General features: G+C 72.1%; 22 protein-coding genes and 1 pseudogene. 9 read left to right on the plus strand and 14 right to left on the minus strand.

Annotation, left to right across the window (positions count from 1 at the left end; all coding sequences use genetic code 11):
* The first annotated feature begins 148 nt into the window (after positions 1 to 148).
* Positions 149 to 574, plus strand: a complete 426-nt coding sequence (locus ACFYYJ_RS07525) for a subtilase-type protease inhibitor (protein WP_389129553.1) — start codon at positions 149 to 151, stop codon at positions 572 to 574.
* A gap of 97 nt (positions 575 to 671) precedes the next feature.
* On the opposite strand, the gene ACFYYJ_RS07530 is transcribed toward ACFYYJ_RS07525, so the two are convergent.
* Positions 672 to 1,112 carry a VOC family protein gene (locus ACFYYJ_RS07530; RefSeq protein ID WP_389129555.1) on the minus strand — a complete coding sequence of 147 codons (441 nt, stop codon included), beginning with the start codon at positions 1,110 to 1,112 and terminating at the stop codon, positions 672 to 674.
* Between the two features lie 112 nt (positions 1,113 to 1,224).
* On the opposite strand from ACFYYJ_RS07530, the gene ACFYYJ_RS07535 reads away from it, so the two are divergent.
* From ACFYYJ_RS07535 to ACFYYJ_RS07545, 3 genes are all read left to right on the plus strand, one after another.
* On the plus strand, positions 1,225 to 1,791 hold the full coding sequence (locus ACFYYJ_RS07535; RefSeq protein WP_389129557.1) for a hypothetical protein: 567 nt from the start codon (positions 1,225 to 1,227) through the stop codon (positions 1,789 to 1,791).
* Positions 1,792 to 1,843: 52 nt separating this feature from the next.
* Positions 1,844 to 2,626, plus strand: coding sequence for a polysaccharide deacetylase family protein (locus tag ACFYYJ_RS07540; protein WP_385124899.1), 783 nt, complete (start codon positions 1,844 to 1,846; stop codon positions 2,624 to 2,626).
* Positions 2,627 to 2,769: 143 nt separating this feature from the next.
* Positions 2,770 to 4,302 carry a hypothetical protein gene (locus tag ACFYYJ_RS07545; RefSeq protein WP_385364229.1) on the plus strand — a complete coding sequence of 511 codons (1,533 nt, stop codon included), beginning with the start codon at positions 2,770 to 2,772 and terminating at the stop codon, positions 4,300 to 4,302.
* Between the two features lie 55 nt (positions 4,303 to 4,357).
* Here ACFYYJ_RS07545 and ACFYYJ_RS07550 read toward each other — a convergent pair whose 3' ends face one another.
* A complete protein-coding gene (locus tag ACFYYJ_RS07550; RefSeq protein WP_385364227.1) occupies positions 4,358 to 4,900 on the minus strand; it encodes a DoxX family membrane protein in 543 nt (180 codons plus the stop codon).
* Between the two features lie 226 nt (positions 4,901 to 5,126).
* On the opposite strand from ACFYYJ_RS07550, the gene ACFYYJ_RS07555 reads away from it, so the two are divergent.
* Positions 5,127 to 7,628, plus strand: a complete 2,502-nt coding sequence (locus ACFYYJ_RS07555; protein WP_389129559.1) for a hypothetical protein — start codon at positions 5,127 to 5,129, stop codon at positions 7,626 to 7,628.
* 15 nt (positions 7,629 to 7,643) lie between these two features.
* Here ACFYYJ_RS07555 and ACFYYJ_RS07560 read toward each other — a convergent pair whose 3' ends face one another.
* From ACFYYJ_RS07560 to ACFYYJ_RS07580, 5 genes are all read right to left on the minus strand, one after another.
* Entirely contained in the window at positions 7,644 to 9,938 is a 2,295-nt protein-coding gene (locus ACFYYJ_RS07560) for a TCP-1/cpn60 chaperonin family protein (protein ID WP_385364224.1), read from the minus strand.
* The gene (locus ACFYYJ_RS07565; protein WP_389129561.1) at positions 9,935 to 10,951 is read right to left on the minus strand and encodes a trypsin-like serine peptidase; all 1,017 of its coding nucleotides are present in this window, start codon (positions 10,949 to 10,951) and stop codon (positions 9,935 to 9,937) included. The genes ACFYYJ_RS07560 and ACFYYJ_RS07565 overlap by 4 nt, the downstream gene beginning before the upstream one ends.
* A gap of 453 nt (positions 10,952 to 11,404) precedes the next feature.
* Positions 11,405 to 12,301 carry a hypothetical protein gene (locus tag ACFYYJ_RS07570; RefSeq protein ID WP_385364219.1) on the minus strand — a complete coding sequence of 299 codons (897 nt, stop codon included), beginning with the start codon at positions 12,299 to 12,301 and terminating at the stop codon, positions 11,405 to 11,407.
* Entirely contained in the window at positions 12,298 to 13,311 is a 1,014-nt protein-coding gene (locus tag ACFYYJ_RS07575; RefSeq protein ID WP_385124907.1) for an SPFH domain-containing protein, read from the minus strand. Before ACFYYJ_RS07575 ends, ACFYYJ_RS07570 begins: the two co-directional genes overlap by 4 nt.
* 100 nt (positions 13,312 to 13,411) lie before the next feature.
* The gene (locus ACFYYJ_RS07580) at positions 13,412 to 14,482 is read right to left on the minus strand and encodes a PI-PLC domain-containing protein (RefSeq protein ID WP_389129564.1); all 1,071 of its coding nucleotides are present in this window, start codon (positions 14,480 to 14,482) and stop codon (positions 13,412 to 13,414) included.
* 222 nt (positions 14,483 to 14,704) lie between these two features.
* Here ACFYYJ_RS07580 and ACFYYJ_RS07585 point away from each other — a divergent pair, with 222 nt between their 5' ends.
* Positions 14,705 to 14,932, plus strand: a complete 228-nt coding sequence (locus ACFYYJ_RS07585) for a hypothetical protein (protein WP_385124909.1) — start codon at positions 14,705 to 14,707, stop codon at positions 14,930 to 14,932.
* A 214-nt stretch (positions 14,933 to 15,146) separates the two neighbouring features.
* A complete protein-coding gene (locus ACFYYJ_RS07590; protein WP_389129566.1) occupies positions 15,147 to 15,710 on the plus strand; it encodes a hypothetical protein in 564 nt (187 codons plus the stop codon).
* Between the two features lie 77 nt (positions 15,711 to 15,787).
* Here the strand turns inward: ACFYYJ_RS07590 and ACFYYJ_RS07595 are convergent, their stop codons facing one another.
* The gene (locus ACFYYJ_RS07595; protein ID WP_389130492.1) at positions 15,788 to 16,198 is read right to left on the minus strand and encodes a MarR family transcriptional regulator; all 411 of its coding nucleotides are present in this window, start codon (positions 16,196 to 16,198) and stop codon (positions 15,788 to 15,790) included.
* A gap of 170 nt (positions 16,199 to 16,368) precedes the next feature.
* Between ACFYYJ_RS07595 and ACFYYJ_RS07600 the strand changes: the two genes are divergently transcribed.
* Positions 16,369 to 18,486, plus strand: coding sequence for an MMPL family transporter (locus ACFYYJ_RS07600; protein ID WP_389129569.1), 2,118 nt, complete (start codon positions 16,369 to 16,371; stop codon positions 18,484 to 18,486).
* Here the strand turns inward: ACFYYJ_RS07600 and ACFYYJ_RS07605 are convergent.
* From ACFYYJ_RS07605 to ACFYYJ_RS07630, 6 genes and pseudogenes are all read right to left on the minus strand, one after another.
* Positions 18,465 to 18,734, minus strand: a pseudogene (locus ACFYYJ_RS07605) (DUF1295 domain-containing protein); the annotation flags it as partial. The gene ACFYYJ_RS07600 and the pseudogene ACFYYJ_RS07605 sit on opposite strands and share 22 nt — an antisense overlap.
* 224 nt (positions 18,735 to 18,958) lie before the next feature.
* Positions 18,959 to 20,230, minus strand: a complete 1,272-nt coding sequence (locus ACFYYJ_RS07610) for an MFS transporter (protein ID WP_389129572.1) — start codon at positions 20,228 to 20,230, stop codon at positions 18,959 to 18,961.
* Between the two features lie 168 nt (positions 20,231 to 20,398).
* The gene (locus tag ACFYYJ_RS07615; protein WP_385359832.1) at positions 20,399 to 20,794 is read right to left on the minus strand and encodes a DUF3224 domain-containing protein; all 396 of its coding nucleotides are present in this window, start codon (positions 20,792 to 20,794) and stop codon (positions 20,399 to 20,401) included.
* Positions 20,795 to 20,921: 127 nt separating this feature from the next.
* On the minus strand, positions 20,922 to 21,926 hold the full coding sequence (locus tag ACFYYJ_RS07620; protein WP_389129574.1) for a BtrH N-terminal domain-containing protein: 1,005 nt from the start codon (positions 21,924 to 21,926) through the stop codon (positions 20,922 to 20,924).
* Positions 21,923 to 22,732 (minus strand): MerR family transcriptional regulator, encoded by an 810-nt coding sequence (locus ACFYYJ_RS07625; RefSeq protein ID WP_389129577.1) that lies wholly within the window; start codon positions 22,730 to 22,732, stop codon positions 21,923 to 21,925. The genes ACFYYJ_RS07620 and ACFYYJ_RS07625 overlap by 4 nt, the downstream gene beginning before the upstream one ends.
* A gap of 131 nt (positions 22,733 to 22,863) precedes the next feature.
* Positions 22,864 to 23,520: a hypothetical protein gene (locus ACFYYJ_RS07630; RefSeq protein WP_389129580.1), complete on the minus strand. Its 657-nt coding sequence runs from the start codon at positions 23,518 to 23,520 to the stop codon at positions 22,864 to 22,866.
* 358 nt (positions 23,521 to 23,878) lie between these two features.
* On the opposite strand from ACFYYJ_RS07630, the gene ACFYYJ_RS07635 reads away from it, so the two are divergent.
* A complete protein-coding gene (locus ACFYYJ_RS07635; protein WP_385124918.1) occupies positions 23,879 to 24,451 on the plus strand; it encodes a barstar family protein in 573 nt (190 codons plus the stop codon).
* The last annotated feature ends 48 nt before the right edge of the window (positions 24,452 to 24,499 follow it).

Here is a 24,499-nt window from a genome sequence, read left to right on the forward strand (position 1 = left end):
GTACGCCATCCGGAATCCGTACTCCCTGTCCGTAAGTCGACCGCCGATGTGCCGTCGGCCTTCGTACCTGTCAGCATCGACATCAGTTGAGCGTCATACGAAAGCTCGACTCCCCGTCAAAACCTTCGAATCGAAAGCGAGTGTTGTCATGCGTCACCGCTTGGCCGCAGTCTCCGCCGCCGCCGTCCTCTGCCTCGCCGGCGCAACGGGCGTCGCGGAGGCCCAGCCCGCGAGCCTGTACGCCCCGTCCGCCCTGGTCTTCACCATCACCCAGGGGGACGACGCGGACACGGGCACCGTCCTGCGTGCGGCCGTCCTCAGCTGCGCCTACACCGCCGAGGGAACGCACCCCGCCCCCAGGGCCGCGTGCGACGCCCTCAACGCCACCGGCGGGGAGTTCAACCGCCTGCTGTCCGCGTCGGACCCGGGCCGGGCGTGCCCCATGCACTACGACCCCGTCACCGTCACGGCGGACGGCGCCTGGCGCGGCAGCCGCATCGCGTGGAAGCACACCTTCTCCAACACGTGCCAGATGAACGCGACCCTGGGCGGCAACGCGCTCTACGCGTTCTGACGCGCTTCGCCGACCGGTCTTGTCGCCTCCCCCCGCCGGCGTTCCACACCGAGGGAATCGGCCCGGCCCGAGCGCCGGTGGACTCCCGGGCGCCTGCTCAGCGCAGCCGCTCGGCCAGTCCGACGATGATGCCCGCCGGGCCGCGCAGGTAGCAGAGCAGGTAGCTGTCCTCGAACCGGGCGATCTCGCCGACGAGTTCCGCGCCGTGCGGACGCAACCGGGAAACGGTGTCCTCGATGTCGTCGACGGCGAACATGACGCGGTGCGTGCCCGGAACGTTGTGCGGCCGGTTCCGCGGCCCGGCACTGATCATCGCCGGGCTGCGGTACTCCGCCAGTTCGAGCCGGCTGTGGCCGTCCGGGGTCCGGAGCATCGCGATGTCACAGCGGACGCCGTCGAGCCCGGTGCACTGGTCGGCGAAGAGGCCCTCGACCTCCCCCCTGCCCTCCAGCTCCATGCCGAGCTCCACGAAGAACGCGATGGCGGCATCCATGTCCTCGACGACGACGCCGACGTTGTCCATCCGCTGAATCGCCATACCGGTCGCTCCTTCTTCCTCGGGTGTCCGGCGGTGGCCGCCGATCTCCGTTGACCTGCCCCCGTCATCCATCACTTCGGGGCGGGCGCCGACCGTCTCCTATCCTCTGCCCGTGGACGGATACGAGCGCCTGACGACATTGATCGAATCGGCCTGGGAGGAGTGGAACGGCGCGAACGCGGGCAACGGGGACCTCTCCCTCGACGCGATCGGCGACGTCTTGGAGACGGGTCTCCTGACGCCGCACGACGCCGAGCGGACCGTCGAGCGCCTCGTCGCGGTCGCACTGGCCGACGTGGGCCACGGAGCGCGGGAGTCCGCGCTGCACGCGATCTGCACCGCCTCCGTGCACCATGAGCTCCCCTACCGGGTGGTCGAGCCCCTCGCCGTCGGCGCGGATGCCTTCGAACCCCTGCTCCTGGAGTACGTCCTCGGCATCCTCGGCGCGACCCACGACCGAGCGGCGCTGCCGGTCGTCGAGCGGTACCTCCGCCACCCCCACCCCGAGGTGCGCCGGGAGGCGGCGGACGCCGTGTACGAATTGCACTGGAGCCCGGAGCGGCGAGACTCGACCGGTCGTGGACACCTCCCGCCCACGCGGGACGCGCACGCGGTGTGTGACGAAGACCCTGAATCCGGGGCCGAAAGGATGATGGGGATTCGTAAGCCCTTGACCTAGCCTGTACCGGTAACGCACGCCGGGGGGTCGAGCGCAAAGGAACAGCGCCCCCATGGTCGTCACCAGCAGCTCCGCACGCCGTCGGTCGAGGGTCTCCACCGTCGCGGCGGTCGTCCTCGGCCTCGTGGCGGCGGTTGCCGCACCCGCCCTCGCCGCCACGGACGGGTCGTCCGGCCGCTCCACGGCCTCGAACCCCGCGGGATCCGCCGAGGGAGCCACCCGGATGCCCCTGGGCATATCCCGGCTGGCGCAGGGACCGGGCCACGACATCGCCATCACCATCGACGACGGTCCGGACCCCCGCTGGACCCCCCAGGTCCTCCAGGTGCTCAGGGAGAACCACGTCAAGGCCACCTTCTGCATGATCGGGACCCGCGCGCAGGAGTACCCGGACCTGGTGCGCGCGGTCGCCGCCGACGGACACCGGCTGTGCGACCACTCCGTCGACCACGACGTGACCATGGACCACAAGCCGGTCGCGTACCAGGAGCAGCAGATACTCGACGGCAAGGCCATGATCGAGAAGGCCGTGCCGGGCGTCGCCGTGAACTACTACCGCGCGCCGGGCGGCGCCTTCACCCCCGAAAGCCGCGCGATAGCCGCCGCGAACGGGATGCGGCCCCTGGGCTGGAGCGTGGACCCCAAGGACTGGAGCAGGCCGGGACTGCCGGCCATCGTCTCCGTCGTGGAGGGGGCGCTGCCGCAGCAGCCGACCGTCCTCTTCCACGACGGGGGTGGCGACCGCAGCGAGACCGTCGCGGCGCTCAAGGAGTACCTGCCCTGGCTCACCGCCCGGGGCTACACGATGACCTTCCCCGCCCTCACCACCCGGTAGGGGCCGGAAGGGGGCTCGGGGCTCCCGGGTCGACCGTCCTCCGCACCGGGGATTGCCGGCCGCTCCCGTAACCCGGTGACACCGCGGGGTCCCGGGGTACAGAATCGGGCGAGGCGGGGTGGGGCCGAGGAGCGGGGGGCGCTGTGGGTCGGGCATTGCGTGTGGGGATCGTCGTACTGCCGGTGGGGTTCGTGCTCTGGTACGCCTCGTACTACACGACGATCATGGTCTGGGAGTTGCGCAAGCTCTTCGCCTGGTTCGCCCTGCCACTGCTCGCCGCGGCGGGCGCCGCGGTGGTGTGGCTCGTGGTGCGGTGGCTGCGGCGGCGCGCTGGGCACACCGTGGGCTCGTCGGAAAGCGCGGCCGCCACCCTCGGGTGTCTGGGGGCGCTCGTCGGGCTGGCCCTCGCGGTCGGTTGGCTGGTGTACGGCTCGTACCTCCAGGACCGCGCGTACATGGCGACCGCGCAGGTGGTGACCGAACCCGTACCCGGGCTCACGGCCCGGGCGCCGTACGTCGTCGGCAAGGCGCAGGCCGCCCCGCACCTGGGCGACGTCACCGGCGAGATCTCCGACATCACCTACCTGCCCGACTCGGACAGGTTCGCCACCCTGGTGGAGCGGCGCGGCTGGCTGGCCGGGTACGAGGTCGGGCTCGTGCAGGACATCCCGCTCGGCGGCGAGAGCCGCAGCCAGGAGCGCTGCCAGTTCGACGTGTCCGCTGCCGACGCCCGGATCAGCGGCTGGTTCTCCCACAACCTCGGCCGGAAGATCTCGGCCGAGCGGCGCTGGGTCCGCTTCGAGGCCGACGACGCCTACGTGACCTGCTCGGGCGGCGAGCCGACCGTGGTCGTACCGCTCAAGCGCCAGACCGGGTTCCTCGTCGTCACCGAGCGTCCCGCCGGCGTCGCGCTCTACAACGGGCGCACCGGCAAGCTCACCATCACCTCCGACACCTCCGCCGTTCCCGGTCCGTCCTATCCCCTCAGCCTCGCGGCCCGGCAGCGGGAGGGCACCGCGGCCGTGGGCGGATTCGGTGACTGGTGGTTCGAGCGCAGCGGCTGGGACGCCTCGGAGGACGGCGCCAACGAGGGCAACGAGTCCGAGTTCACCCTGCGCTACCAGGAGGGCGGCGGGCGCAGCGCGTACGTGACCCCGCTCACTCCGCAGGGGGAGGCCAGCTCGATCGTGGCCGTGTCGACGGTGCCCACCCGCCACCAGGGCAACGGCCTCGCGCCGATGACCATCCACCGCCTCGATCCCGCGTGGTCGTCCCCGAAGGCACTCGTCGCCCTCATCAAGGCCGAATACCGGGACGTCTGCTGCTACAACGACGACCAGGTGTTCGAGGTCGTCCCCACCGGTGGCAGCACGTGGACGGCCACCGTCGGCAGCGAGCAGAACATCCGGTACCGGGTGGAGGGCAAGGGCCAGGTGGGAGGCCGCGAGGCGACCTGCCTGAAGGCCGCCGACGGAGCGCTCATCCGGTGCGCGTACGCGGCTCCCGGCTCGCCCGAGGAGCAGGAACTCAAACGCCGGGAGCAGCAGAAACAGCAGGAGCAGGGCGCGAAGAACCCGGGGGATCCGGGCGACCTGAAGGGGTACACCAACGAGCAACTGGCCGAACTCCAGCGCCGAATGAGCGAGGAGATCAGCCGCCGCCTGAAGGCCGGATAGCGAGGGGCCGCCGACCAGCGGGGCGACCGCTGATCGGCGCTCTACCCGGTCGTCGTCAGTCCCGGATGAGCAGGACGACGAATCCCAGGACGACGCCCAACACCACCGCGAGCACGGAGTACCGGGGTCGCGACTCGCGCAGTACGGGAAGGAAGTGGTCGACGGAGAAGCGGCCCGGCCCGGTGAGCGTGAGGGTGAGCGCCCCGGCGAGCAGCAGCACTTCGAGTTCGACGCCCTTCGGGGGGAAGAAGGCGCTCAGCCCCCGCACGTCGAGGACGTTGACGAAGACGCCGATCAGGGCCGCGCCGGCGAGCGGGGTGAGCAGGCCGAGCGCGAGGCCGAGGCCGCCGAGGGTCTCGGAGAGCCCGGCGATGACGGCCATGGCGTCGCCGGCGGGGTAGCCGGCCTGCGTGAAGCCCTTGCCGGTCGCGGAGAGCCCCGGACCGCCGAACCAGCCGAAGAGCTTCTGCGTGCCGTGGCCGACCATGGCGAGGCCGACGACGAGCCGCAGCACGAGCAGGCCGACGTCATGGGTCGCGGTGGTGCCGGGGGCCGGCGCGGTGGCGAACATCGTGCGCCCCCATTGTTCTTGCACCATGGACGTCCCGTTCTTCCGGCACCGACGAGCGACGGCCACCCTACGTCGCGCACCCGCGACGACCGGACCGCAACGACGTCGGGCCACGTCGACGACCCGTTCGGCCGCAGATCGAAGCGATGAGGGCCCGAAGGCGTCGGGTGAAAGACCGGACAGCGTCCGGCCGGATTCACTAGTCTGCGGGGCGTCTCCCGCGCACCGGCTCGGGGGACGGGACGGGGGCCCGGTGGACCTGTACGTGCTGTTCGGGCTGATGGTCCTCGGCGCCTCGCTCGCCCTCCTCGCGAAACGCCGTCGGGCCCGGGCCCCGCGGCTCACCGACGGCGAGCGCGAAGAGGTGCTGCGGTCGCTCCGGGTCTCCGTGCGGCGCGATTGGGCCGCGGAGGCCGACAAGCGAGGACTCACCCCCGACCCGGAGCGGCCCCGGCTCCTGCACACCCAGTGGGCGCCCGCCCCGGCGACGCTCGCGGACGGCCGGGTACCCGGCATCGGCGGCAGCACGGCCGACATGGCGGGCCTCGTGGAATCCTTCGGCGCGCTCACCCCCCGCCGGCTGGTGGTCGTCGGCCCCGCCGGTTCCGGCAAGTCCACCCTGCTCATCCTGATGCTGCTCGAACTGTGCCGGGCCGGGGCCCGGCTTCCCGGCGGTGCGGGGGCGGGGCAAGGGGTGGCGCCCGTTCCGGTGCTCTTCTCGCTCAGCTCCTACGACCCGCGCCGCCACGAGCTGCTGGACTGGCTGGCCGGACGCCTCGTCGTCGACCACCCCGAGGTGGGCTCGCAGGCGCAGGCCGGTCAACTGCTGCGCGAGGGCCACGTACTGCCCTGCCTCGACGGCCTGGACGAGATTCCGGAGCAGCACCTCGCGCGGGTGCTGGTCCGCATCCGCAGGGCGTTCCACCCCAGCCTGTCGGTGATCCTGGCCTGCCGCACCGAGGAGTACGCGCGGGCGTTGCGGCAGGGCCCGGTGCTCTACGGGGCCGCCGTCACCGAGGCACGCGAACTGGCCTTCCCCCACGTCCTGTCGTACCTGCGGGACAGCCTGGGGCGGGGCGGTCCCGGACACGCGGAGTGGGCCGACCTGTTCGGTCTGCTGGAGCACGGCTGGGGGGTACTGGAGGACGAGGTGCGCGCCGGGCGGGCCCGCGGACTGCCGGTGGCGACCCCGTCCTGGTCGCTGCTCGCGCCGAACGCGGGGCAGGTCGGGGCCGCCGTGCTGAAGGAGCGGTGGACGGCCCAGGTCCGGGCCGTGGCGCCCGACGACGGTGCGGCGGGAACCGTCGGCCCCGAGCTGCTGGCCGCGCTGGGGACGGCGCTGACGTCCCCGCTCACGGCCACCCTGTTCACCGACCTGTACGGGCATGCGGACACCGACGAGGAGGACCCGTTCCGGCGCCTGGTGCTGGCCGACCCGGCCCACGTCCGGGCGGAGATCCTGGACAACACGGTCCGGGTCCTCTTCGACCACCGGCTGACCCCGGACCACTGGCCCGGCGCCCGGCGCCACCTCTCCTTCCTCGCCCGGCACCTGGAACGCATCGACCGGACCGACCTGGCGTGGTGGGAGTTGAGCAAGGCGGTGCCGCACGCCGTCTACGGCGTCCTCCTGGGAGCGCTCGCGGCCGTCGCCGGAGGGGTCACCACCACCTCCGCGGTCGGGGCGCACGACGGCGCCGTCGCCGGGTTGCAGCTCGGCACGGCCGGGCTGGTCACGGGGATGCTCGTGTCGTGGTGGGGACCCGAGCCGGTCTCGTCCTGGCTGGACCGCTCGGTCCGCGCGGTGGGCGACCGGGCGCGTGCCGGCCGCGGCGGCCGCGGCGGTCGGCGCTCCCAGGCCCCCGACCGGGCGCCCGCGGACCCCCGCTTCGGGCGGATGTCGACGGCGCTCGCGATCGGCGTGCCGATGGGCGGGGTGATCGCGGTCCTGGCGGCCCTGTCGGCGGGCCCTGCGGGCGGGGCGCTCGGCGGACTGGTCTTCGGTCTCGTCTTCGGCGTCGCCGCCGGGCTGCTCGGCGCGGGCGGACCGGTACGAGGCCCCCGCTTCCGGGCCGGCACCGGGCTGCTGCGGCGGTTGTGGGCCGGGATGCGGGGCGGTGCCGGGGCCGGTGCCGTCCTCGGACTGCTGTTCTGGGCTTCGTACCGGGCCGCCGCCTCCCCGGGCTCCGCGCAGTGGGAGCAGCAGAGCCGGCCCGGATACGCCGTGGTGGCCTCGCTCACGTTCGCCTTGTTCGGCGCGTTCCTGGGGCTGCTGTCGGGTGTCCTGCGCTGGCTCCAGGCCCCGGCGCCCGCCGACGACTCCACTTCGCCGCAGGTCCTGCTGCGGGGGGACCGCCAGCTGGTGGCCGGATGGGGCCTGGTCGTGGCCCTGCTGTTCGGCGCGGCCGTCGTCCCGGTCATGGCGGCCTACCCGTACGAGGGGGGTACGCACGTCGTCGAGGGCTTCGTCTTCTTCATGGCGATGACCCTGTGGGTGCCCCTCGCCGTCCGTACCTGGCCCCGGTACGTGGTCGCCTGCTACTGGCTGAGGCTGCGCGGGCTCCTCCCACGCGATCCCATGGGATTCCTGGAGGACGCCCACCGCGTTTCGGCGCTGCGTCAGGTGGGCGGGGTCTACCAGTTCCGCCACAAGGACGTGCAGGACCACCTGAGCCGGGTGCAGGCCGACGGCGGGACGGGGACGGGGACAGGGACGGGGGCGCGGAGGGGGAGGGTGACGGGCGCGCCGCGTTGAGGCCGCGGGCCCATGTCAGGCGGTACCCAGGAAGGCCGTCAGAGCGGCCGCCGCCGTATCGAGGGCCGGCAGGACGAGCTCCGCGGCGTCCCTCGGTTCCTTCCCGTCCGGTGCCACGAACGGCTCGGGCGCTTCGATCGGTTCCGGTGCGGGCGGCCCGGCGCAGTACCGCTCGATCTCGGCCTCGCCGAGCCCGGCCGCGGCCGCCAGCAGCCTGAAGGGGGCCGCGAGCGCGGCCCGCACGACGTCCGCGCCCGGCTCCGCGGACTCCGCGGGCAGTACGGCGCGGGCCCGGAGCAGCGCCAGCCCGCCACCCGGCAGGGTGCCCGAGCGCAGCGCCGCCCGGGCCGCTTCGGCGGCCCGCTGGGCGGCGGCCGCCCGCGGGGCGATCCCGTCCCTCGTGTGCGCGCCGACCCGCAGGGTCACCGACCGCGAGGTCAGCCACCCGAGGAGTTCGTCCAGCGCCGACCGCTCGGCGTCCGACCCGGCCATGGCGCGTTTCGTACGCGTCGAGGCGGTCCACCACTCCAGGGTCCGAGGGGCGTGGTGCCCGCCCAGGAGGAGGGTGCGCGACGGTGACACCACCGCCAGGTCGGCCCGTCCCAGGACGTCGAACCACGCGTTGCCCGGCAGCAGCCCGGACTCCTCGGTGAGGGGCGTCCCCCCGGTCAGCACCGCCAGTGCCCGCAGCCGGTGGCTCCCGGGGCCGGCGTCGAGCCGGACGAGCGCGGGGACCGGACCGTCCGCCGGATCCGCCAGGGACCGCAGCAGACCCGCCCGCGGATCGGCGCCCTCCGCCATGGCCACGATCAGCAACTGCCGCCCCTCGGAGGCGATCTGTCCGCGCAGCCGCCGGAACGTCTCGCCGTCCCCGGTGGTGGGGCCGAGCAGCAGGACGTACGGCTGCACGAGCCGGGTCCGGCGCGTCCAGCGGTCCGTGCCGTGGGCGTCGGCGTCGTACGGCAGGGCGTGACCGGCCGGCAGCCGCAGGCCCTGCTGCCGCACGGGTGCTTCGACGCCACGCGTGTCACCGGGCTCGCACAGCAGGATGCCGTGGCCGCCCGCCAGGAGCGCGGCGGCCGACACGGCCTCCGCCAGGGGCAGGTCCGCGGTCGCCGCGCGGGCGACGGGCAGCGGGTCGGCGCAGGGCTCCGCGCACCGGGCCAGCTCCTGCCGTACCCGGTCCACCGCCGCGACGGCACCCCGGGCGAGCAGGTGGGCGGCCTCGCCCGCCGCGCGCCGACGGGCCGCCTCACGGATCAGGGCCGCGGCCAGTACCGCGGCGGTGACGGCCCCGTCGCCGGCGGCCTCGTCCATCGCACGGGCCGCCTCGACCACCAGGGCGGCGCCCGTTGCGTACGCGACCGGATCGTCGGGGCGGAAGTGCGCGGCCACCTCCCGGGCGGTCACGGCGCGCGGGTCCTCACCCGTCGGGCCGGTGGGCGCGGGGTACGAGCGCCGGGGCCCGAGCCAGGGGCCCCGCGCCTCGCCCGCCTCCCCGACCCGCGCCCCGCCGGGGTGACGGCGGGGTGCCTCGACCGGTGCGGTGAACAGCCGTGCGTGCGGACCGGCGTCGATCCGGGCACGGATGAGGCTGGTCGGGACGGCCTCGTTCATGCCCTTCCGGTGACCGTGGTGCAGGGCCACGAGGAGACCGTCCCGGGTGACGACGGGGCCGCCCGACGCGCCGACGTCGGTGTTGACGCCCCTGTACCGCACACGCTGCCCGGCGACCTGGACGGCCGTCGTCTGCCCGTGTCCCAGTGCCCAGGTCAGGGAGTGGTGGAAGACGTGCAGGTGCTTGGCGGTGAACGCGTACTCCTGGGGCCGGAGTTCGTAGTGGTCCCGGGGTACGGGCCCACCCTGCTCGGTCCACACGTCCGGGGGGTGGTGCGCGAGCCGGACCAGCGCGAAGTCCAGCCCGTCCGGGGCCCTGGGCAGGCCGGGCGCCGGCGGGTCGTCGGTGGCCGGCGGGCTGGATTCGAGCAGTTCGGCCAGGGGGACGCGGACGCCGCCCTCCGCCGGGGGCACGTGCGGACCGCCCCGGTGGTCGAAGACGGCCACCATCCCGGCGACCGGCGCGGTCCCGGTCACCCCGAGGTCCAGCCGCACGGCGTGCCCCGCGGTGAGCAGCAGCCCCGGGCGGACGAGGAAACCGGTGGCCACGGGCACCCCGGAGCGCTCCAGCCGGGCCACGCGGCGCTCGGCGGCGGCGAGGACGGCGCGGGATTCCGCGAGCGTCGGCTTGCCCTCGGTGGGCGCGGTGACGGTTTCGAGTCCCTCGTCCGGGGCGGCCGGCCCAGGTCTCACGAAGCGTGCTCGCGGACGATGCGGGCGACGTCCGAGGCCCGCACGGCATGGTTGCGTTCCCCGGGCCAGCCCGCGAAGTGCAGGGCCAGCGCCCGGCCGGTGGTCAGGTCGATGACCGCGGAACCCGAGTTGCCGGCGATGGTCGTCGCGTCGTGGAACACCCAGCGGTCGCGCTCGATGGCGGTCAGGCGGCCGGCGGCCAGTCGTTTGTGGTCGTAGATGCCGTCGAAGATGCGCTGGCGGTCATCCGGGTCGGCCTTGCCCTGACCGGGGTAGCCGATCACGCCGACCCAGCGGCCCACGCTCAGGCCGTCACGTTCGCCGGTTGCCAGCGGGATGGGCGCCGGCAGGGGCTCGCCGTCCTCGCCCGTCGGGGCGACCCTGAGCAGGGCGACGTCCTCGTGCGCCGCGTCCGGGGCGATCCAGATCACCTCCGTCACCCGGAAGCGGGACTCCTGCGGCCGCCGGTACTCGCGGCGCCAGTCGATGTCCGCGCGCACGTTCCGTCCGGAGATCGTGCGGAACGGGAAGCGGCCCCCCTTCCGCTCGGCGAAGGCCCGCGCCACGTGGCGGTTGGTGACGGCGATCTCCTCGGCCACCATCCAGCCCGTACCCGCCCAGGGTTCACGGTGGTTGCGCAGGTCGACCCGACCCACACTGGGAATGACGCGCTCCAGGCGCGGCCGTGCCGCCCTCAGCCGCGCGGCGACGACCTCGCTCTCCGGATAACCGTCGGGCGCGTCGGCGGAGGTGTCGAAGGTGCCGCCGCGGATCAGGTGTACCGGGCGGCCGAACCGCAGGATGATCGCCTCGACGCCGCTGTCGTCGCCCTGCCAGGTCCCCTCGGACATCTGCTTCACGGCGTCGGCGGCGTGGTCGATGTCCAGGACCGCTTCGAGTGCGCCCACGCTCTCCAGGCCGCCTGCGCCCGCCGAGGCGTCCCTGATCTCCTCGAAGCGGTCGAGGAACTCGTCCTTCAGTTCCGGGTCGGCGAAAATCTGCGTGTAGTCCATGCTCAACTCCTAGACGGACCGCCGGGCAGCCGCAGCCTTCCCTCGGCCGGCCGCTCTCGGCACCCGCTCACTCCCCACCGGCGAAGCACGGAAAACCGCCCCTTGCTCCCGAGGTGCGCCACGCACACTCTTCGAAGGTGAAGGTCGCTCCTGACCGGGGGGTCGCGAGGGAGCACTGATTTCCGTAGGCCGGCGCCGGGACGGATAACGTCCCGACATGACACAAGAGTTCGAACTCGATGCCGCTCTTGCCGCAAGCGTCGCAGGTCGGAGCGGTGCATGGAGTTCATCCAGGGCTTCGCTGCCCACTGGGTGGGTGACCTGTAGAGCGTGTGCGTGATCTGATCCCGGGTGACTGGCTCGACGTTCGCTGATCACGCCCCGGTGCAGCCGCCCAACCGTGGGTCCCCGAGCCCGCAAGGCCGTTCGGGGCACCACAGGTGGGCGGGGTCCTCACGTCAGCAGGCGCAGTGATGTCGCCGCGATGCCCAGTCGTACGCTCTGGCCCCAGGTCAGCTGGAGGGCGTCGGTCTCCATGCCGTCGCCGAAGACCACGATCCGGTCCGACTCCACGGTCAGTCGTAGTCCCTGCCGCTGTTCCAGATGGCCCGAGACCCTTGAGGTTCCGGTCGACGGCGACGGCCAGGCCTCGCGGACGAACCACAGGAGCCGGCGGTCGCACGGTGCGGGCAGCTGTGCGGTGCTGCCGCGTTCCAGCCACAGGGAGCGCAGCCAACCCGTGGCGCCGGTGCCGGTGCCGACGAGTACGCCGGAGGACGCCTGGGCCTCGCCCGGGCCCTCCTCGCCGTCGGTGCCGAGGCGGTAGCGGGCCGTCTGGTGGCTCGGCGGGCCCAGGTAGATCTCGTTCAGCGCGAGGAGGCGCTGGGTGTCGTCGGCGACGGCCTCGACCATGGTCAGGTCTTCCGTCCGCCCCCCGGAGGTCGCGGCACGCAGGAGGGCGGCCGTGTCGGTGCTGCGGTGACGGACCAGGACTCCGGGGTTGCGTCCCGGATCGGTGTCGATGCCGACCACCGGCTGCCCGGCGAGGTACTTCGCGGTGTTGGCGACCAGGCCGTCCTGCCCCACCACGACCACCACGTCCTCCGGCGCGAACAGGAAGCGGTCCAGGTCCGCCCGTTCCACCTGGGAGCTGCGCCAGGTGAGCGGCACCGCCGCCGCCACCTCGCGCAGCGCCTGCCGGGTCCGGTCGTGCCGGGTGACCACCTCGTCGATCGAGCGGCCCCGACTGGACAGGAAGAACGCGGCCTGCCCGTGCGTCCCGTGACGGGCGATCAGTTCCTCGTACTCGGTCCTGCGGTGCACGAGCACCGCCCGGGGGGCCAGGCTCACGCGTCCGCCCCGGGGTCCGGACGGCCGAGCCGGCTGAGGAGGCCGGTGAGGACGTCCGGGGTGAGCGTGATGCTCTCGACCCGCGGCAGGTTCTCCGCCATCCGGGTCGCCGCCAGGGCGTACAGCGTGCCGGGGCCCGCCTCGCCGTGCACCTGCAGCCACGCGGCCTGGGCCTCGGCGCGGGCCGAGCCGGTCTCGCGCTCCGCCGCGGCGTCCGCGCGGGCCAGCCGGACCTTGCGGGCCGCCTCGGCCTCGGTCCGTACGCTGTCGGCCGCGGCCTTCTCCTCCGCCTCACGGCGGGAGTTGATGCCCCGCTGCTCGACCAACTGCTCCTCGCGGCGGGCCAGTTCGATCTGACTGGCCAGCTCGTTCTCGGCGATCGCGCGCTCGCGCTCGACGGCGACGGCCCGCCGTTCGTACGTGGCCCGGTCCGCCTCCTGCTGGATCTGCTCACGGGCCGGCGTGCGCAGGGCGCGCTCCACCTCGGCCTCGGGCCGGATCGCGACGACGCGTACGGCGACCACGTCGATGCCGGTGTCCGGGAGTCGGGGCTCGGCGGCGAGACCTGCGGTGACGCTCTGCCGCACGGAGGCGACGCCGTCCACCAGGGTGACCGCCAGCGTGGTCCGGGCCAGCACGTCCAGCGTGTGCTGCTGCGCGGTCTCCGTGAGGAGGGTGGATATCTGCTCCAAGGGCGCGCCGCGCCAGCTGCCGCTGTCCGGGTCCACGGAGAAGTCGAGCCGGTCCGCCGCCGCGGCCGGGTCGCTGATCCGGTACGTGACGGTGGCCTGCACGGTGACGTCCTGGAAGTCGGCCGTACGGGCGTGGAACGCCATGGCCAACTCCCGGTCGTCGACCGGCACTTCGGACAGCGCCGCCGACAGCGACCGGTACCAGAAGCTGAGGCCCCGGCCGTCGTGGACGAGCCGGCCGCGCTTGTGGTGGCGGATGTGGGTGGTGGGCGCGGAACGAAGATGACGCCAGCCGAAGCGTCGGGTGATGTCGGCCATGGTGAACCCCCTTGATTTCGTCATCATGACGATAATCGCCGACCGTCATATCGTCAAGGGGACGAAAAGAAGGGGGTTCGGTGCCGGTGGTGGCGCCGGCTCAGGGCCTGGCGTTGAGCTCCGCGACGATCGAGGCCGGGGTGTGGCCGCTGCCGTCGGACAGGCGGTGGAAGTCGACGGAGACGAAGTTGGGACTGCGGCCCCCGGTCGCGGTCCGGCACTGGTCCGCGATGCGGTTCCGGAGCTTGGCGCCGTTGTCCAGGGACGCCGTGAGGACCGTGGGCACGTTGCGGTGGTGGCTCATCGTGAACAGCCTCCGGAATCCGGGCTCCTGTCGGTCCAGGGGCACATCCGGCCAGCGGGTGACGCACGCGAGGTCGTTGCCCATGTCGCCGAGGCTCCAGTAGTTGCTCACCGTCCACGACCTGTCGTACATGACGCCCAGCTGCTCGCGGTCGGACCTGTCCGAGAAGACCAGCAGACGCTTGCCGGCGGTGACGAGGTCGGCCACCTTCGGCCATCCCTTCTGGCGGACGCCCCACTCGTCCGGCCGGAACAGCACGTCGTCGATCCCGCGCACCCTGCCGAGGGACTGGCGGAGCTGATCGGCGCTGACGTAGTCCTCGAGGAAGACGGTCACCACCTCCTGCGGGTGGGAGGCCAGGAAGTCCACCACGGTCTGCATGGTGCCGTGGAAGGACTGCCTCGGCAGCGCGTACGTGGCTCCGGCGAAGGTCTTGCAGTCGCCGTGGCACAGGTACACGTCGCTCGGGTAGCAGTCGCTGCCGAAGCTGATGACGCACAGCCAGGTGCTGTGCTCGTACCAGTGCGTGTCCAGGCTCAGGCCGCGGACCCCGTTGTCGAGCTGGGCGCGCACCGACTCGGACTGGTTCACCGAGCTCCAGCGCGAGTCCTCGTAGTTGGTGAAGGCGTTGTGGGTGGCGAGGAAGGAGACCTCGTCGAGGCGGCGGTCACCCCAGCGGGCGGAGGCCTCGGCCGCCCGCGCTGCGGCGGGGGAGGGGGGAGGCGGCGTGGCCGCGACGGCGGCCGGTGCGCCGAGCAGGGCCAGTAGGAAGAGGCACACCAGGAGGCGGAGGCCGGTTCTTCTCCCTGGTGAGCTGCTGGAACGCCCGCCGGCCGAGCCCCTGAAAGTCGTGTTCATGTCAATCATGGGCGGGAGGGTAGCGCGCCCCGCGACAACGCGCCGCCCCTCGGCCGGCATCGGCCGAATCCCGCCGCCGCGGCCGGCCGGCCGCCGGGCGGCGCAGTGAGCCGCCGCCCGCGCCCCGGCAAACCCGGGCTGCTCTGCGCGGGCGACTGCATCGTTCGGCCTACCGTGATTTCCGCCCTGTGGAGGACGATCTTGTGGCTCTCGCCGCGAGAGGGTTGATCCGTGCGAACAACCATCGGATACACCATCGAAAGCATCGGCTACGTCGTGGGAGCGCAGGGGGTCGTCGGCTTCGTTTCGCAGACCTTCTTCGGCACGGAGTGGGGCTGGTTGCACAAGGTCGTCGACCTGCCGTCCACCGCCTACCTCGGCATCGTCGCCGTGGGACTGGCGCTCGTCCTCGGCGGGGTCAGGACACGGAAGGCGCCCGAGCGCCACGAGGTCGCCTGACCGGCCGGCCCGGCGTGCGGAGTCCTCCCGCCCGCACCCGGCGCGCCAAGGCGGCCGGACTGGCTGTATCAGCCCGCGGAGCGCGGGTAAGACCGGGACACGTTCCGGCGCATCGCGGAGAAACGGGAACCCACCCGAAGCCCCGGCCGGTGAGCACCGGCAGACAGGCGGGAATCTCCGTCCTTCAGGGTGGAGAGGATGTCGACTTGGTGTCATGGGAGAGGCGAACGCGAGGGGTGTCGAGTCGGTGCACGAGGACGTCCACGCCGGTGAGCACGGTGCCCGGGCGAATTGTCTGCCCGAGCCGTGGATGTGCCGGGTCTTCCACCTCGACGGCAGCCTGAGGGACATTCGGATCCTCGACACGACCCGCGTCGAGTGGATCGCGGTCCTCGAGCGCCTGCGTGTCGTGGCCGACGAGACCGAGGTGGTGCACCCCTACCCCCGGCTCGATCCCGTGCGTCCCCCCGTCGCCGAACTCTTCCGCGTCTGGGCGGACGAGCCGGAGGGGCAGGAGAGCGGTTTCTGCTTCCGTGCTCGCTTCGGCGCCGTGTGGTTCACGGCCTGGCCCGCCTTCGAGGAGGAGATCGAGTTCTCCCTCTGGCCCGAGGACGTCCTCGACGGCGCGGCGGTGGCCGATGTGCTGCGGTTCCTGGTCGAGATCGCGACGGTCGGTCGACGACGGGCCCTGCTGACCGGCGAGGTCGTCCAGTACGACCCGGGGATGCCCACGCTGATCTCCCACGACCCCGTCACCGGCCTCACGTCCCACATCTGAAAGGGGCCGGCCGAGTCCGGCCCCGGCGTGCGAGCGTCGGGGCCGTCGTCTGTCCGCGGTCGAGTCGGGCGGCTTCCTCAGCGGCCGAGGAGGGCCAGTTCGTGATTCATTTCGGCGAGGAAGCGGACCACGACGCGTAGCTCGTCCTCGGTGAACCGGGCGCGGGCGGCGTCCGTGCCGTGGGCCAGCGGACGGAAATAGGCGCGCGCCACCTCCCTCGCCCGCTCCTCGTAGTGCAGGTGGACCACGCGGCGGTCGTCGGCCGCCCGGACGCGGCGGATGTGGCCGGTCCGCTCCAGCCGGTCCAGGCACGCCGTCATCGCGCCCGAGGTGAGGTTCATCCGCTTGCGCAGTCGCCCGGGCGTCATGGGGCCGCCCACTTCGTCGCTGTCCGCGTCCAGGACCGCGATCAGTGCCTGGACGTCGGTGAGATGGAGTCCCTGTTCGTGGGCGAACTCCTGAGAGATCCGATTGAACTCCGCGTTCATCCGGCGCAGGAGCACGGCGAACGACTGCAACCCGATCGGGTCGTCGGACGGAAGTACGGGTGCGGAGGGTGCGGAGCGCTCGGTCGCATGCATGACATCAGCATAAGATCTCTCGATGAGTGACATTCTTTGTCGTTGAGTTAATCTCCCGTCCTGCCTGAGGAACCACCTTGAAGAAGACACCGCGCTGGGCCTTCTGGACCGTGCCGCTCGTACTCCTGCTCGTCTGGCTCGGGATCGGCGGAACCCTCGGCCCCTACGCGGGCCGGCTGGGCGAGGTCGCCACCAACGACCAGGCCGCCTTCCTGCCGCGCAGCGCAGAGTCGACGAAGGTCGTCGACGCGCAGAAGGCGTTCGAGACCTCGGCGTCCGTTCCGGCCGTCCTCGTGTGGACCGCGGACGGCGGCCCGGTGACCGGCGTGCAGCAGGAAGCCGCCACCCGGGCGGTCGGGAGCCTCGCCGGCCGGACCGGAATCGCCGGCGCGCCCTCGCCCGCCTTCGTCTCGGTCGACGGCCGGTCGATGCAGGCCGTGGTGCCCCTCGCTCCCGATCTCGGCAAGGGGCTCCCGGTGGTCCTGGACGAGGTACGGAGTGCGGCGCGGCAGGTGCCCGGCACCACCGTGCAGATCGCCGGTCCCGCCGCCGCCCAGGCGGACCTCCTCGATGCGTTCTCCGGCATCGACGGACTGCTGCTGGGGGTCGCGCTCGGCGCGGTGCTGCTGATCCTGCTGCTGGTGTACCGCAGCGTGCTGCTTCCCCTGGTGATCATCTTCAGCGCGGTGCTCGCCCTCGGTCTCGCCTGCGCGGTGGTCTACGCGCTCGCCGCCAGGGGAGCGGTCCGCGTGGACGGCCAGGTGCAGGGGATCCTGTCGATCCTGGTCATCGGCGCCGCGACCGACTACGCCCTGCTCATCGCGGCACGCTTCCGCGAGGAGCTCGCCGTACGCGGCGACCGCGCGGCGGCGGCACTGGCCGCCGTACGCCGTTCGGCGGGCGCCGTCACCGCCAGCGCGGCGACCGTGGCCCTCGGCCTGCTGGCACTGCTCGCGAGCGACCTGACCAACAACCGGGCCCTCGGGCCGGTCGGCGCGATCGGCATCGTCTGCGCCGCGCTCAGCGCCCTGACCTTCCTGCCCGCCGTGCTCGCCCTGCTCGGACGGGTGGCCTACTGGCCCGCCACCCCCAAGCCCGCCGACGCCACCGTCGAGGGCCACACGGTGTGGCGCCGCGTCGCCGGGCTCATCGACCGGTCACCGCGGCGCGTATGGGCCTCCTCGGCCCTGCTGCTCCTGGTCCTGGCCGCCTTCGCGCCCGGCCTGTCCTCGAAGGGCGTGCCGCTCGACGAGATCTTCGTCAACGAAGCCCCTTCGGTCGGCGCGCAGCAGACCCTCGCACGGCACTTCCCCGGCGGTTCCGGCAATCCGGCCGTCATCATCGCGGACGCCGGGCGGGCAACGGAGGTGCGCGCCGCCGCCGAGGCCACGGACGGCGTCGCCGCGGTGGTCCCCGTCACCGCGGGCGGCCGGCCCGGCGAGGGGACGCCGCTGGTGGTGGACGGCAGGGTGCGGCTGGACGCCACGCTCGACGCGGCCGCCGACAGCGACCCGGCGAAGGAGACGCTCCGGCGGCTGCGCGAGCGGGTCCACGCGGTTCCCGGCGCCGAGGCACTGGTCGGCGGGTACACGGCCCAGCGGTTCGACACCCAGGAGACCGCCGCCCGCGACCGCACCGTGATCGTCCCGGTCGTCCTCGGCATCATCCTGCTGATCCTCGTCGCACTGCTGCGTTCCGTGGTCGTACCGGTCCTCCTGGTGGCGACCGTCGCCCTCAACTTCCTGGCGACACTGGGCGTGTCCGCGCTGGTCTTCGAGCACCTGCTGGGCTTCAGCGGCACGGACGCCTCCGTCCCCCTGTACGGGTTCGTGTTCCTGGTCGCCCTCGGCGTCGACTACAACATCTTCCTCATGTCACGCGTACGTGAGGAAAGCCTGGCCCTCGGCACCCGCAGGGGCGTGCTCCGCGGCCTGATCACCACGGGCGGAGTGATCACCTCCGCGGGTGTGGTGCTCGCGGCGACCTTCGCCGCGCTGATGGTGATTCCGTTGGCGTTCCTCGTCCAGATCGCCTTCATCGTCGCCTTCGGCGTCCTGCTGGACACCCTCGTCGTACGGTCCCTGCTGGTGCCCGCACTGGTCATCGACATCGGCCCGCGCGCCTGGTGGCCCAGCAGGCTGGCCCGTACTCCGGCCGACCCCGGCCGATCGCCTCAGGACCTGTCCACGGTCTGACTTCCGTCCCGAGGACCGTCCCGGCGCGGCGGCAGCGGCAGGAAGCCGCTGGTGCGCGCCGCGTAAGCGGGGTAGCCGGGACGGTCCGCCACGTGCTTCTCCAGGAGGCGCTTGTCGCTGCCGACGGTGAGCGGCAGCGTCATGAGGACGGGGGAGACCAGGACGGCGAGCGCGGGCTGCCAGGCGGTGCAGGCGAGCAGGTACAGGCCCCACCAGACGAGGCTGTCCCCGAAGTAGTCGGGGTGCCGGGGCGGCCCACCAGGTGGCCGGAATCGGCCGTCGGGGGGCGGGGCTTCCATCGGATGCCGGTCCTTCGTCCTGATCGCTCGGGCGCCGGACCACCGTTCACGGGCGGTCCGGCCGGCGGAGTCCGCCGGTGGGTCGAGAGTCCTTCGTAGCGGACGGGCCGGCGGACGGGAGGGTGCTTCGTCACCGGCACGACCGGAAATTGCCCCGTTCGAGCCGGCCCGTTTCAGGAGGCCTTCTGGTCTGCGGGCTTCTCGATCGCGGTAGTCACCCGTGCCCGTCGGAAGAGCACCGGGAGCCACAGGAGGCATGCCGACAGGGGCACCACGGCGTAGGCGGCCATGCCCACACCGGACCCGAACCCGTCCATGAGCGCGCCGAGGACGAGGTAGCCGATGCCGATGAGCGCCGACTCCACGAACGCGATCACCGACAGCAGGCTCGCCCGGTGGCGCGACGGCACTGCCTCGTTGAACACGTTGTCCACGATCACGGCGGTGATCTCGGGAATCCCGACCAGGATCAGGAACGCGGCGATCGTGACCCAGACCAGGCCGAAGCCGCTCAGGCCGAGCGCCACGGCGAGCGTCAGCAGGGACAACGGGACGACGATCCGGTACCCGATGCGCCGGTCCGCGCGGTCCGACAGCAAGGGAGTGAGTCCGCCGACGAGGAATCCCGCCGATATGACCACGCTGACCGATGCGGTGCCCGCTCCCTGATCGGAAAGGGTCTTCTGCGTGAAGATGATGTACGGCGTCAAAGTCGCGTGCATCAGGCCCGAGACCACGACGAGCGTCACGAGCGCCGGCGTCGCGACCCGGAGCATCGCCCGCCATGGCGTGGCGTCGCCGTGCTGCTCCTCGGCCCCGTTCCGCTCGTCCACCGCGTCCGCGCCGCGGATCTCGGGCACCCGTGACAGGAGCACCACCACGGCCAGGACGAGGCACGCCGCCGAACCGGCGTAGACGATTCCCCAGGAAACCCGTTGCAGTTGGCCGCCGAGGACGATGGCGGCTCCCGAGGTGACCGTCCCCAGCATGGTGAACCGCGATTTGATCTTGACGTAGCCGGCCGTCGCACCACGACGCACGAGCAGGTCGTACAGCAGGGCGGTGTCCGAACCGGACACACATGCCATGCCCACGCCCTGCGCGATGAACAGCGTCAGGAACAACCAGTAGTCGGAGAAGGCCGTCTGGCCGAGCAGACAGCCGGCAATCAGCACCTGGCCGATCACGATGCTCGCACGCCTGCCGATTCGGTCGGCGATGACTCCCGTCGGCAGGTCGGCAACTCCGCTGACCAGGTACAGCAGTGTCTGGAGCAGGGCCACTTGACCTGCGGAGAAGCCCCGCTGCTGAAGGAAGAGGACGAACACGCCCCGCTGGAACAGCGCGTTGGCGAGCACGGCGTACACGTAGAACGGGCGCGTGACGCCACGTGCCGCATCGTCGACTGCCGCCGACCCGCCGAGGGCCTCCGTGATGCCGGTCATGCTGCGGGCTCCCCCTGGCGACGACGGTGATCACCGGTCCGCGGCCTCCGCCGACGGTTGCGTACATCTTGGAGCCGGGGTGGGCGCGAAGCCACTGAAATCCCGGCTCGCGTCCAACTCCCGGAGGCTGGGGCCCGCGTACGTCGGCACGGCCGCGCGGGGCTTGCGTCACCCCAGTGCGTACTCCAATACGTAGGAGTGGCTGCCGTCCTCGGACGTGATGATCTCGAAGGAACCCGTGATCCCCGCGAGGTCACCGGAGCCGGTGCCCGGGACCACGCGGATCGCGATCTGCTCACCGTGGCTGCCCGGCGCGCTGTGCTGGAGGACGAAGGAGCCCTTGAGGCCGTCGAGTTCGCCCGTGAACCGCTCCACGGCGACATAGGCCGCCGGACCGCCCTCGATCTCGGTCACCGTCAGCATGTTCACGGTGCTGGTGCCGGTCAGGCCCCCCTCGAAGGTCTTGGTGATCCGCGCGCGGCCCAGGGCGGCACCGGGGCCCTCGTCCAGTACTTCCGGTTCGAAGGACGTGAGATCGAACGTTCCGCTGGTCTTCGTGCTCATCGCGCACTCCTCGGATCCTGATCGGCCGTATCTCACAGCAGCCTTGCAGACGCCACTGACAATCCCCCCCGAAGGCCTCGGGCCGGGCTTCGGGCCGCCCGGGGCACAAGGCCGGTTCAAGGGTGGTTCATACTCGGGGCCCCACACTCCCCAGGCGGCTCAGCGCCTGCATGGCCTCGTGCTCGATGCGTGAGAGACCTTCGAGGATCGAGCCGGCCTGGTCGAGGTACGAGGCGTCACCCGATTCGCCGGCTTTCCCGATCAGCCCGGCCACTTCCGTCCACAGCGCGGCGGCCTCGGTGTACAGGGCGTGGCCGGTGCGCAGGTGGCCGCAGTCGAGCAGCTCGGTGCATTCGGCGAGGAAGTCGCGGTAGAGGTTGCGGAACAGGGCGCCGCCGGTGCCGGCGTTCTCCATCAGGAGGGCGGCCTGTGGCAGGTCCCGCTGTGGGGTGTCGGTGCGCCGGAGCCACGTGCGCACCAGCTTGCCCGCCTTCTCGATGCCGCGGTGACCGAGGTTGGCGATGGGCGGGTTGAGGAAGGCGTCGGCGCAGGCGGTGATGGCCGGGACGATCCGTTCGTGCGGGGCGTGCAGGCCCTCCGGAGCGGCGAGGGTGAAGGAGCGGTGCCTGGCGGTCATCGGTCCGCGCGCGGCCCGGGCCCGGGCGAGGCCGCTCAGGCTGGTGGAGACCGCTCCGCCTTGCTGCTCGGTGTCCACCAGGTAGGCGTCGTGGTCGTCGTAGCCGTACAGGGCGACGACGTGGCCGCCGAAGTGGACCTTCGAGCCGAAGTAGTCAAGGTAGTGGCTGTCGAGCTGGAGTCCGACGGGGCGGCCGGCGTCGACCGAGGCCGCCACGCTGTTCCATGCCTTGCGCGGGGAGGTGGTCTCCTGTACCAGGAGCTCCAGCCCGAGCCTGCCGGCGAGGTTCCTCGTGAGGTCGAACGGCTTGACCCGTCCCCCGAGGAAGGGGAAGCCCATGTTCTTGCCGTCCCAGTAGACGAAGGACAAACCGGCGCCGAGACCGAACAGCATGGGCTCGGACAGGTCGACTCCGTGGTGCCGCAGCAGCACCCCGAGGGTTGACGTCTCGCAGTGCCGCGTGCCGCGGGCATCGATGTCCATGACCATGCTCATGGCGTGTCCTCCTGAACGGGGATGATCAGCCGGGTCATCAGTTCTTCTTGTGGCGCTTCCTCCGGGCCGACGAGATACGCCTCGCGCACGGGTGCGCTCGCCGGGCGCAGGCCGCGCTCGTGGATGGCGGAGAAGAGCGCGTTGTAGGCCAGGGGCAGTTGCGCGTAGGGCCCGATGTGCGTGGTCTCGGCAACGAGTCCACCGGACAGCACCTCGCACTCCAGGCCGGGCACGCCTTCCCCGTGCGGGGTCTGCGCTCCGACGGCGATCTCCATGCGCTCGTCCAGGTCCAGCGGGTACAGCCCCCACAACGGCGGCTCCCATGCGATCTCCACTCCGCCGAGGGCGGGCAGCAGCCGGCTCACGCACTCCCCGACCGCGTTCCCGATCTCCGCGGGGGTACAGACCGCTCGCACCACGATCAACCGCCGATCCGGCTCCCGGCCCAGCGACACCTCGTACCCGGGCAGACCGCCTTCTGCCAGCCGCTCCAGCATCCCCAGCCGGACCTGGTCCCTGCGGATCCGCTCGGCCAGCCGATCCCGCTCGGCGCGCAGGATCTCCGCCCTGCGCTCGGGTCCGGCAGCCAGGGTCCGGGCGATGACGGCCAGGGGAAGGTCCATCTCCCGCAGGAGGGCGATGGTCAGGGCATCACGCGCTTGTTCGGGCGCGTAATAGCGGTAGCCGGAGCCGGCGGCCACGTGGGTGGGAGCCAGAAGCCCCGTGTCGTCGTAGTGCCGGAGCTGCTTCACGCTGAGGCGGCACAGGCGGGCGAAGCGCCCGATGGTGAGAAGTTCGTCGTGCACGCCATCATGGTGGACCCTCCCACGGTGGGAGGGTCCACAGCCCAGAGCCAGAGAGTCCGGAGGCCGGACCCGGCCCCCAGCCGATGGACCGGCCCAAGGATGCCCCTGACGCGTGCTTCAGCCGTGGGACTTCAGCCGAGCGGCAGGTCCAGGAACCTTGCCGGAGCCAGCGCGAGGAACTTCGACATGGCGGTGGCGAGGTGGGCCGCCTCGGGCCCACCGGGCTCGCTCGCCAGGCTGCGGAACGTCAGTTCCAGCGCCCGGTCGCCGTGGCGCACCAGAAGGGTGGTGATCCGGGCCTGCTCCCCGAGCGGCCCGGCGAGCATCGTGCGCATCACGGACTCGTCACCGAACCTCTGCTCCACCTTGAGAGGCTCGCTCGGATCGGCGACAGGGTCGACCACGTGGACGGTGAACTCCTGATCGCCGATGTTCATCGTCCATGCGGCGCACTGGGCGTACACCTGCCTCATGTCGGCCATCCAGGCCACGGCCGCCCCGGTTGCCCGCTCCGAGACCCCCTCGTCGACGACGATCGAGGAGTCGGCGTTCATGAAGGACGTCCTGACCTCCCTCGTGGCCTTGTCGTTGAACGCCTTGTTCAGCAGGGCCGTCAGCTCCGGCGTCGGACCGGTCATCGGCGGAGGGTCTTCGTCAGACGAGGGCGATGCCAACTCGGTGAAGTCGTCGAGGCCCGCGTCGGTGAGATCCGCTGTCGTCAGCAGCAGCCGCCCCAGGTCATCAGGCTGCGGGGTCGGCGCCGCCGGCGAATCGTCACGTGTGTTCACAAGTGGCCTTTCCTCAGTGCAGAGTTGGTGCGGAGTGCCGGGTCCGGTGGCGGACCTGATCCCTCCCCAGCCCGATTGGACCTCACCGCGGTGTGGCGGCGCCGCACGATGCGTGCACAGTCCTTCGACATTCCGTGCGGAGCGACCGTGCGCCCCGGCCCTGGGGGATCTGCCTCGCGGTCCCCAGGGGTGCTGCCGTCCGGCGCCGGACCGGATCGGACCCGATCGGCGGCGATCTTGGTCAAAACCCCGTTTACCAGGAGCTTCGTCGTTACGTACAGTCCTGACGCGAACAAGGCGAGACGCTGCCAGGTCGCACAGTGCCGAGGGGCGGCGATGTCGCCGAGAAGGGACGGGCGTGACCACGTTCAATCTGGCCAAGCCGGAGACGCCCTGGGTCGTCTTCGGGCCTCGCGAGGCCGTCGAGTTCACAGAACAGACGGCAGCCCTGAGCGCTGCGGGTGGCCGGGTGTACGAGCTGGACGCCCGCGATCTGACGGGCGAGGTGGGTGTGTGCGAGGCCTTCGCCAGGGTGGTCGGAGTTCCCGGCTACTTCGGCTGGAACTGGGATGCGCTGGTCGACCGCCTCGATGACACCCACGAGGCCATCACGGGCGGTGTGGGGCTCGTCATGGTCGTCCACGGGGCCGATGTGCTCCTCGGGGCGGAACACCTCAAGGTGTTCATGACGACACTCTGCCTGGCGGCGGACCGTGCGAACACCGAGGTGGATCCGGACGGCAACCTCAGGGACGAGCCCGTGGTGATCGAGCACTTCGTCTTCCTGCTCGACAAGGTCCGTGCCGAGGAGTTCGCCGCCCGGATCGAGGATCCCGACCTCGTCGTCCGTGTGAAGGACGACTTCCTGACGGTCGCCCTGGACCTCGATGCCTGGCGGCCCGATCCTGCCGGACGCCCGAAGGCCTCGTGACTCCGGGCCGTACGCCAGCTCCGGCCACCCGATCCGTTCCCCACCAGC

Origin of the sequence: Streptomyces sp. NPDC002467 (genome assembly GCF_042889825.1) — a bacterium.
Classification (GTDB): Bacteria; Actinomycetota; Actinomycetes; order Streptomycetales; family Streptomycetaceae; genus Streptomyces.

What these genes read in the sequence shown, in the direction of transcription:
- ACFYYJ_RS07610 (WP_389129572.1), bottom strand. Translation starts at nt 20,230, where the DNA reads ATGACCGGCATCACGGAGGCCCTCGGCGGGTCGGCGGCAGTCGACGAT.
- ACFYYJ_RS07595 (WP_389130492.1), bottom strand. Translation starts at nt 16,198, where the DNA reads ATGAACGCGGAGTTCAATCGGATCTCTCAGGAGTTCGCCCACGAACAG.
- ACFYYJ_RS07575 (WP_385124907.1), bottom strand. Translation starts at nt 13,311, where the DNA reads ATGGCCGACATCACCCGACGCTTCGGCTGGCGTCATCTTCGTTCCGCG.
- ACFYYJ_RS07525 (WP_389129553.1), top strand. Translation starts at nt 149, where the DNA reads ATGCGTCACCGCTTGGCCGCAGTCTCCGCCGCCGCCGTCCTCTGCCTC.
- ACFYYJ_RS07530 (WP_389129555.1), bottom strand. Translation starts at nt 1,112, where the DNA reads ATGGCGATTCAGCGGATGGACAACGTCGGCGTCGTCGTCGAGGACATG.
- ACFYYJ_RS07590 (WP_389129566.1), top strand. Translation starts at nt 15,147, where the DNA reads ATGGGAGAGGCGAACGCGAGGGGTGTCGAGTCGGTGCACGAGGACGTC.
- ACFYYJ_RS07580 (WP_389129564.1), bottom strand. Translation starts at nt 14,482, where the DNA reads ATGATTGACATGAACACGACTTTCAGGGGCTCGGCCGGCGGGCGTTCC.
- ACFYYJ_RS07540 (WP_385124899.1), top strand. Translation starts at nt 1,844, where the DNA reads ATGGTCGTCACCAGCAGCTCCGCACGCCGTCGGTCGAGGGTCTCCACC.
- ACFYYJ_RS07620 (WP_389129574.1), bottom strand. Translation starts at nt 21,926, where the DNA reads ATGAGCATGGTCATGGACATCGATGCCCGCGGCACGCGGCACTGCGAG.
- ACFYYJ_RS07565 (WP_389129561.1), bottom strand. Translation starts at nt 10,951, where the DNA reads ATGGACTACACGCAGATTTTCGCCGACCCGGAACTGAAGGACGAGTTC.
- ACFYYJ_RS07550 (WP_385364227.1), bottom strand. Translation starts at nt 4,900, where the DNA reads ATGGTGCAAGAACAATGGGGGCGCACGATGTTCGCCACCGCGCCGGCC.
- ACFYYJ_RS07615 (WP_385359832.1), bottom strand. Translation starts at nt 20,794, where the DNA reads ATGAGCACGAAGACCAGCGGAACGTTCGATCTCACGTCCTTCGAACCG.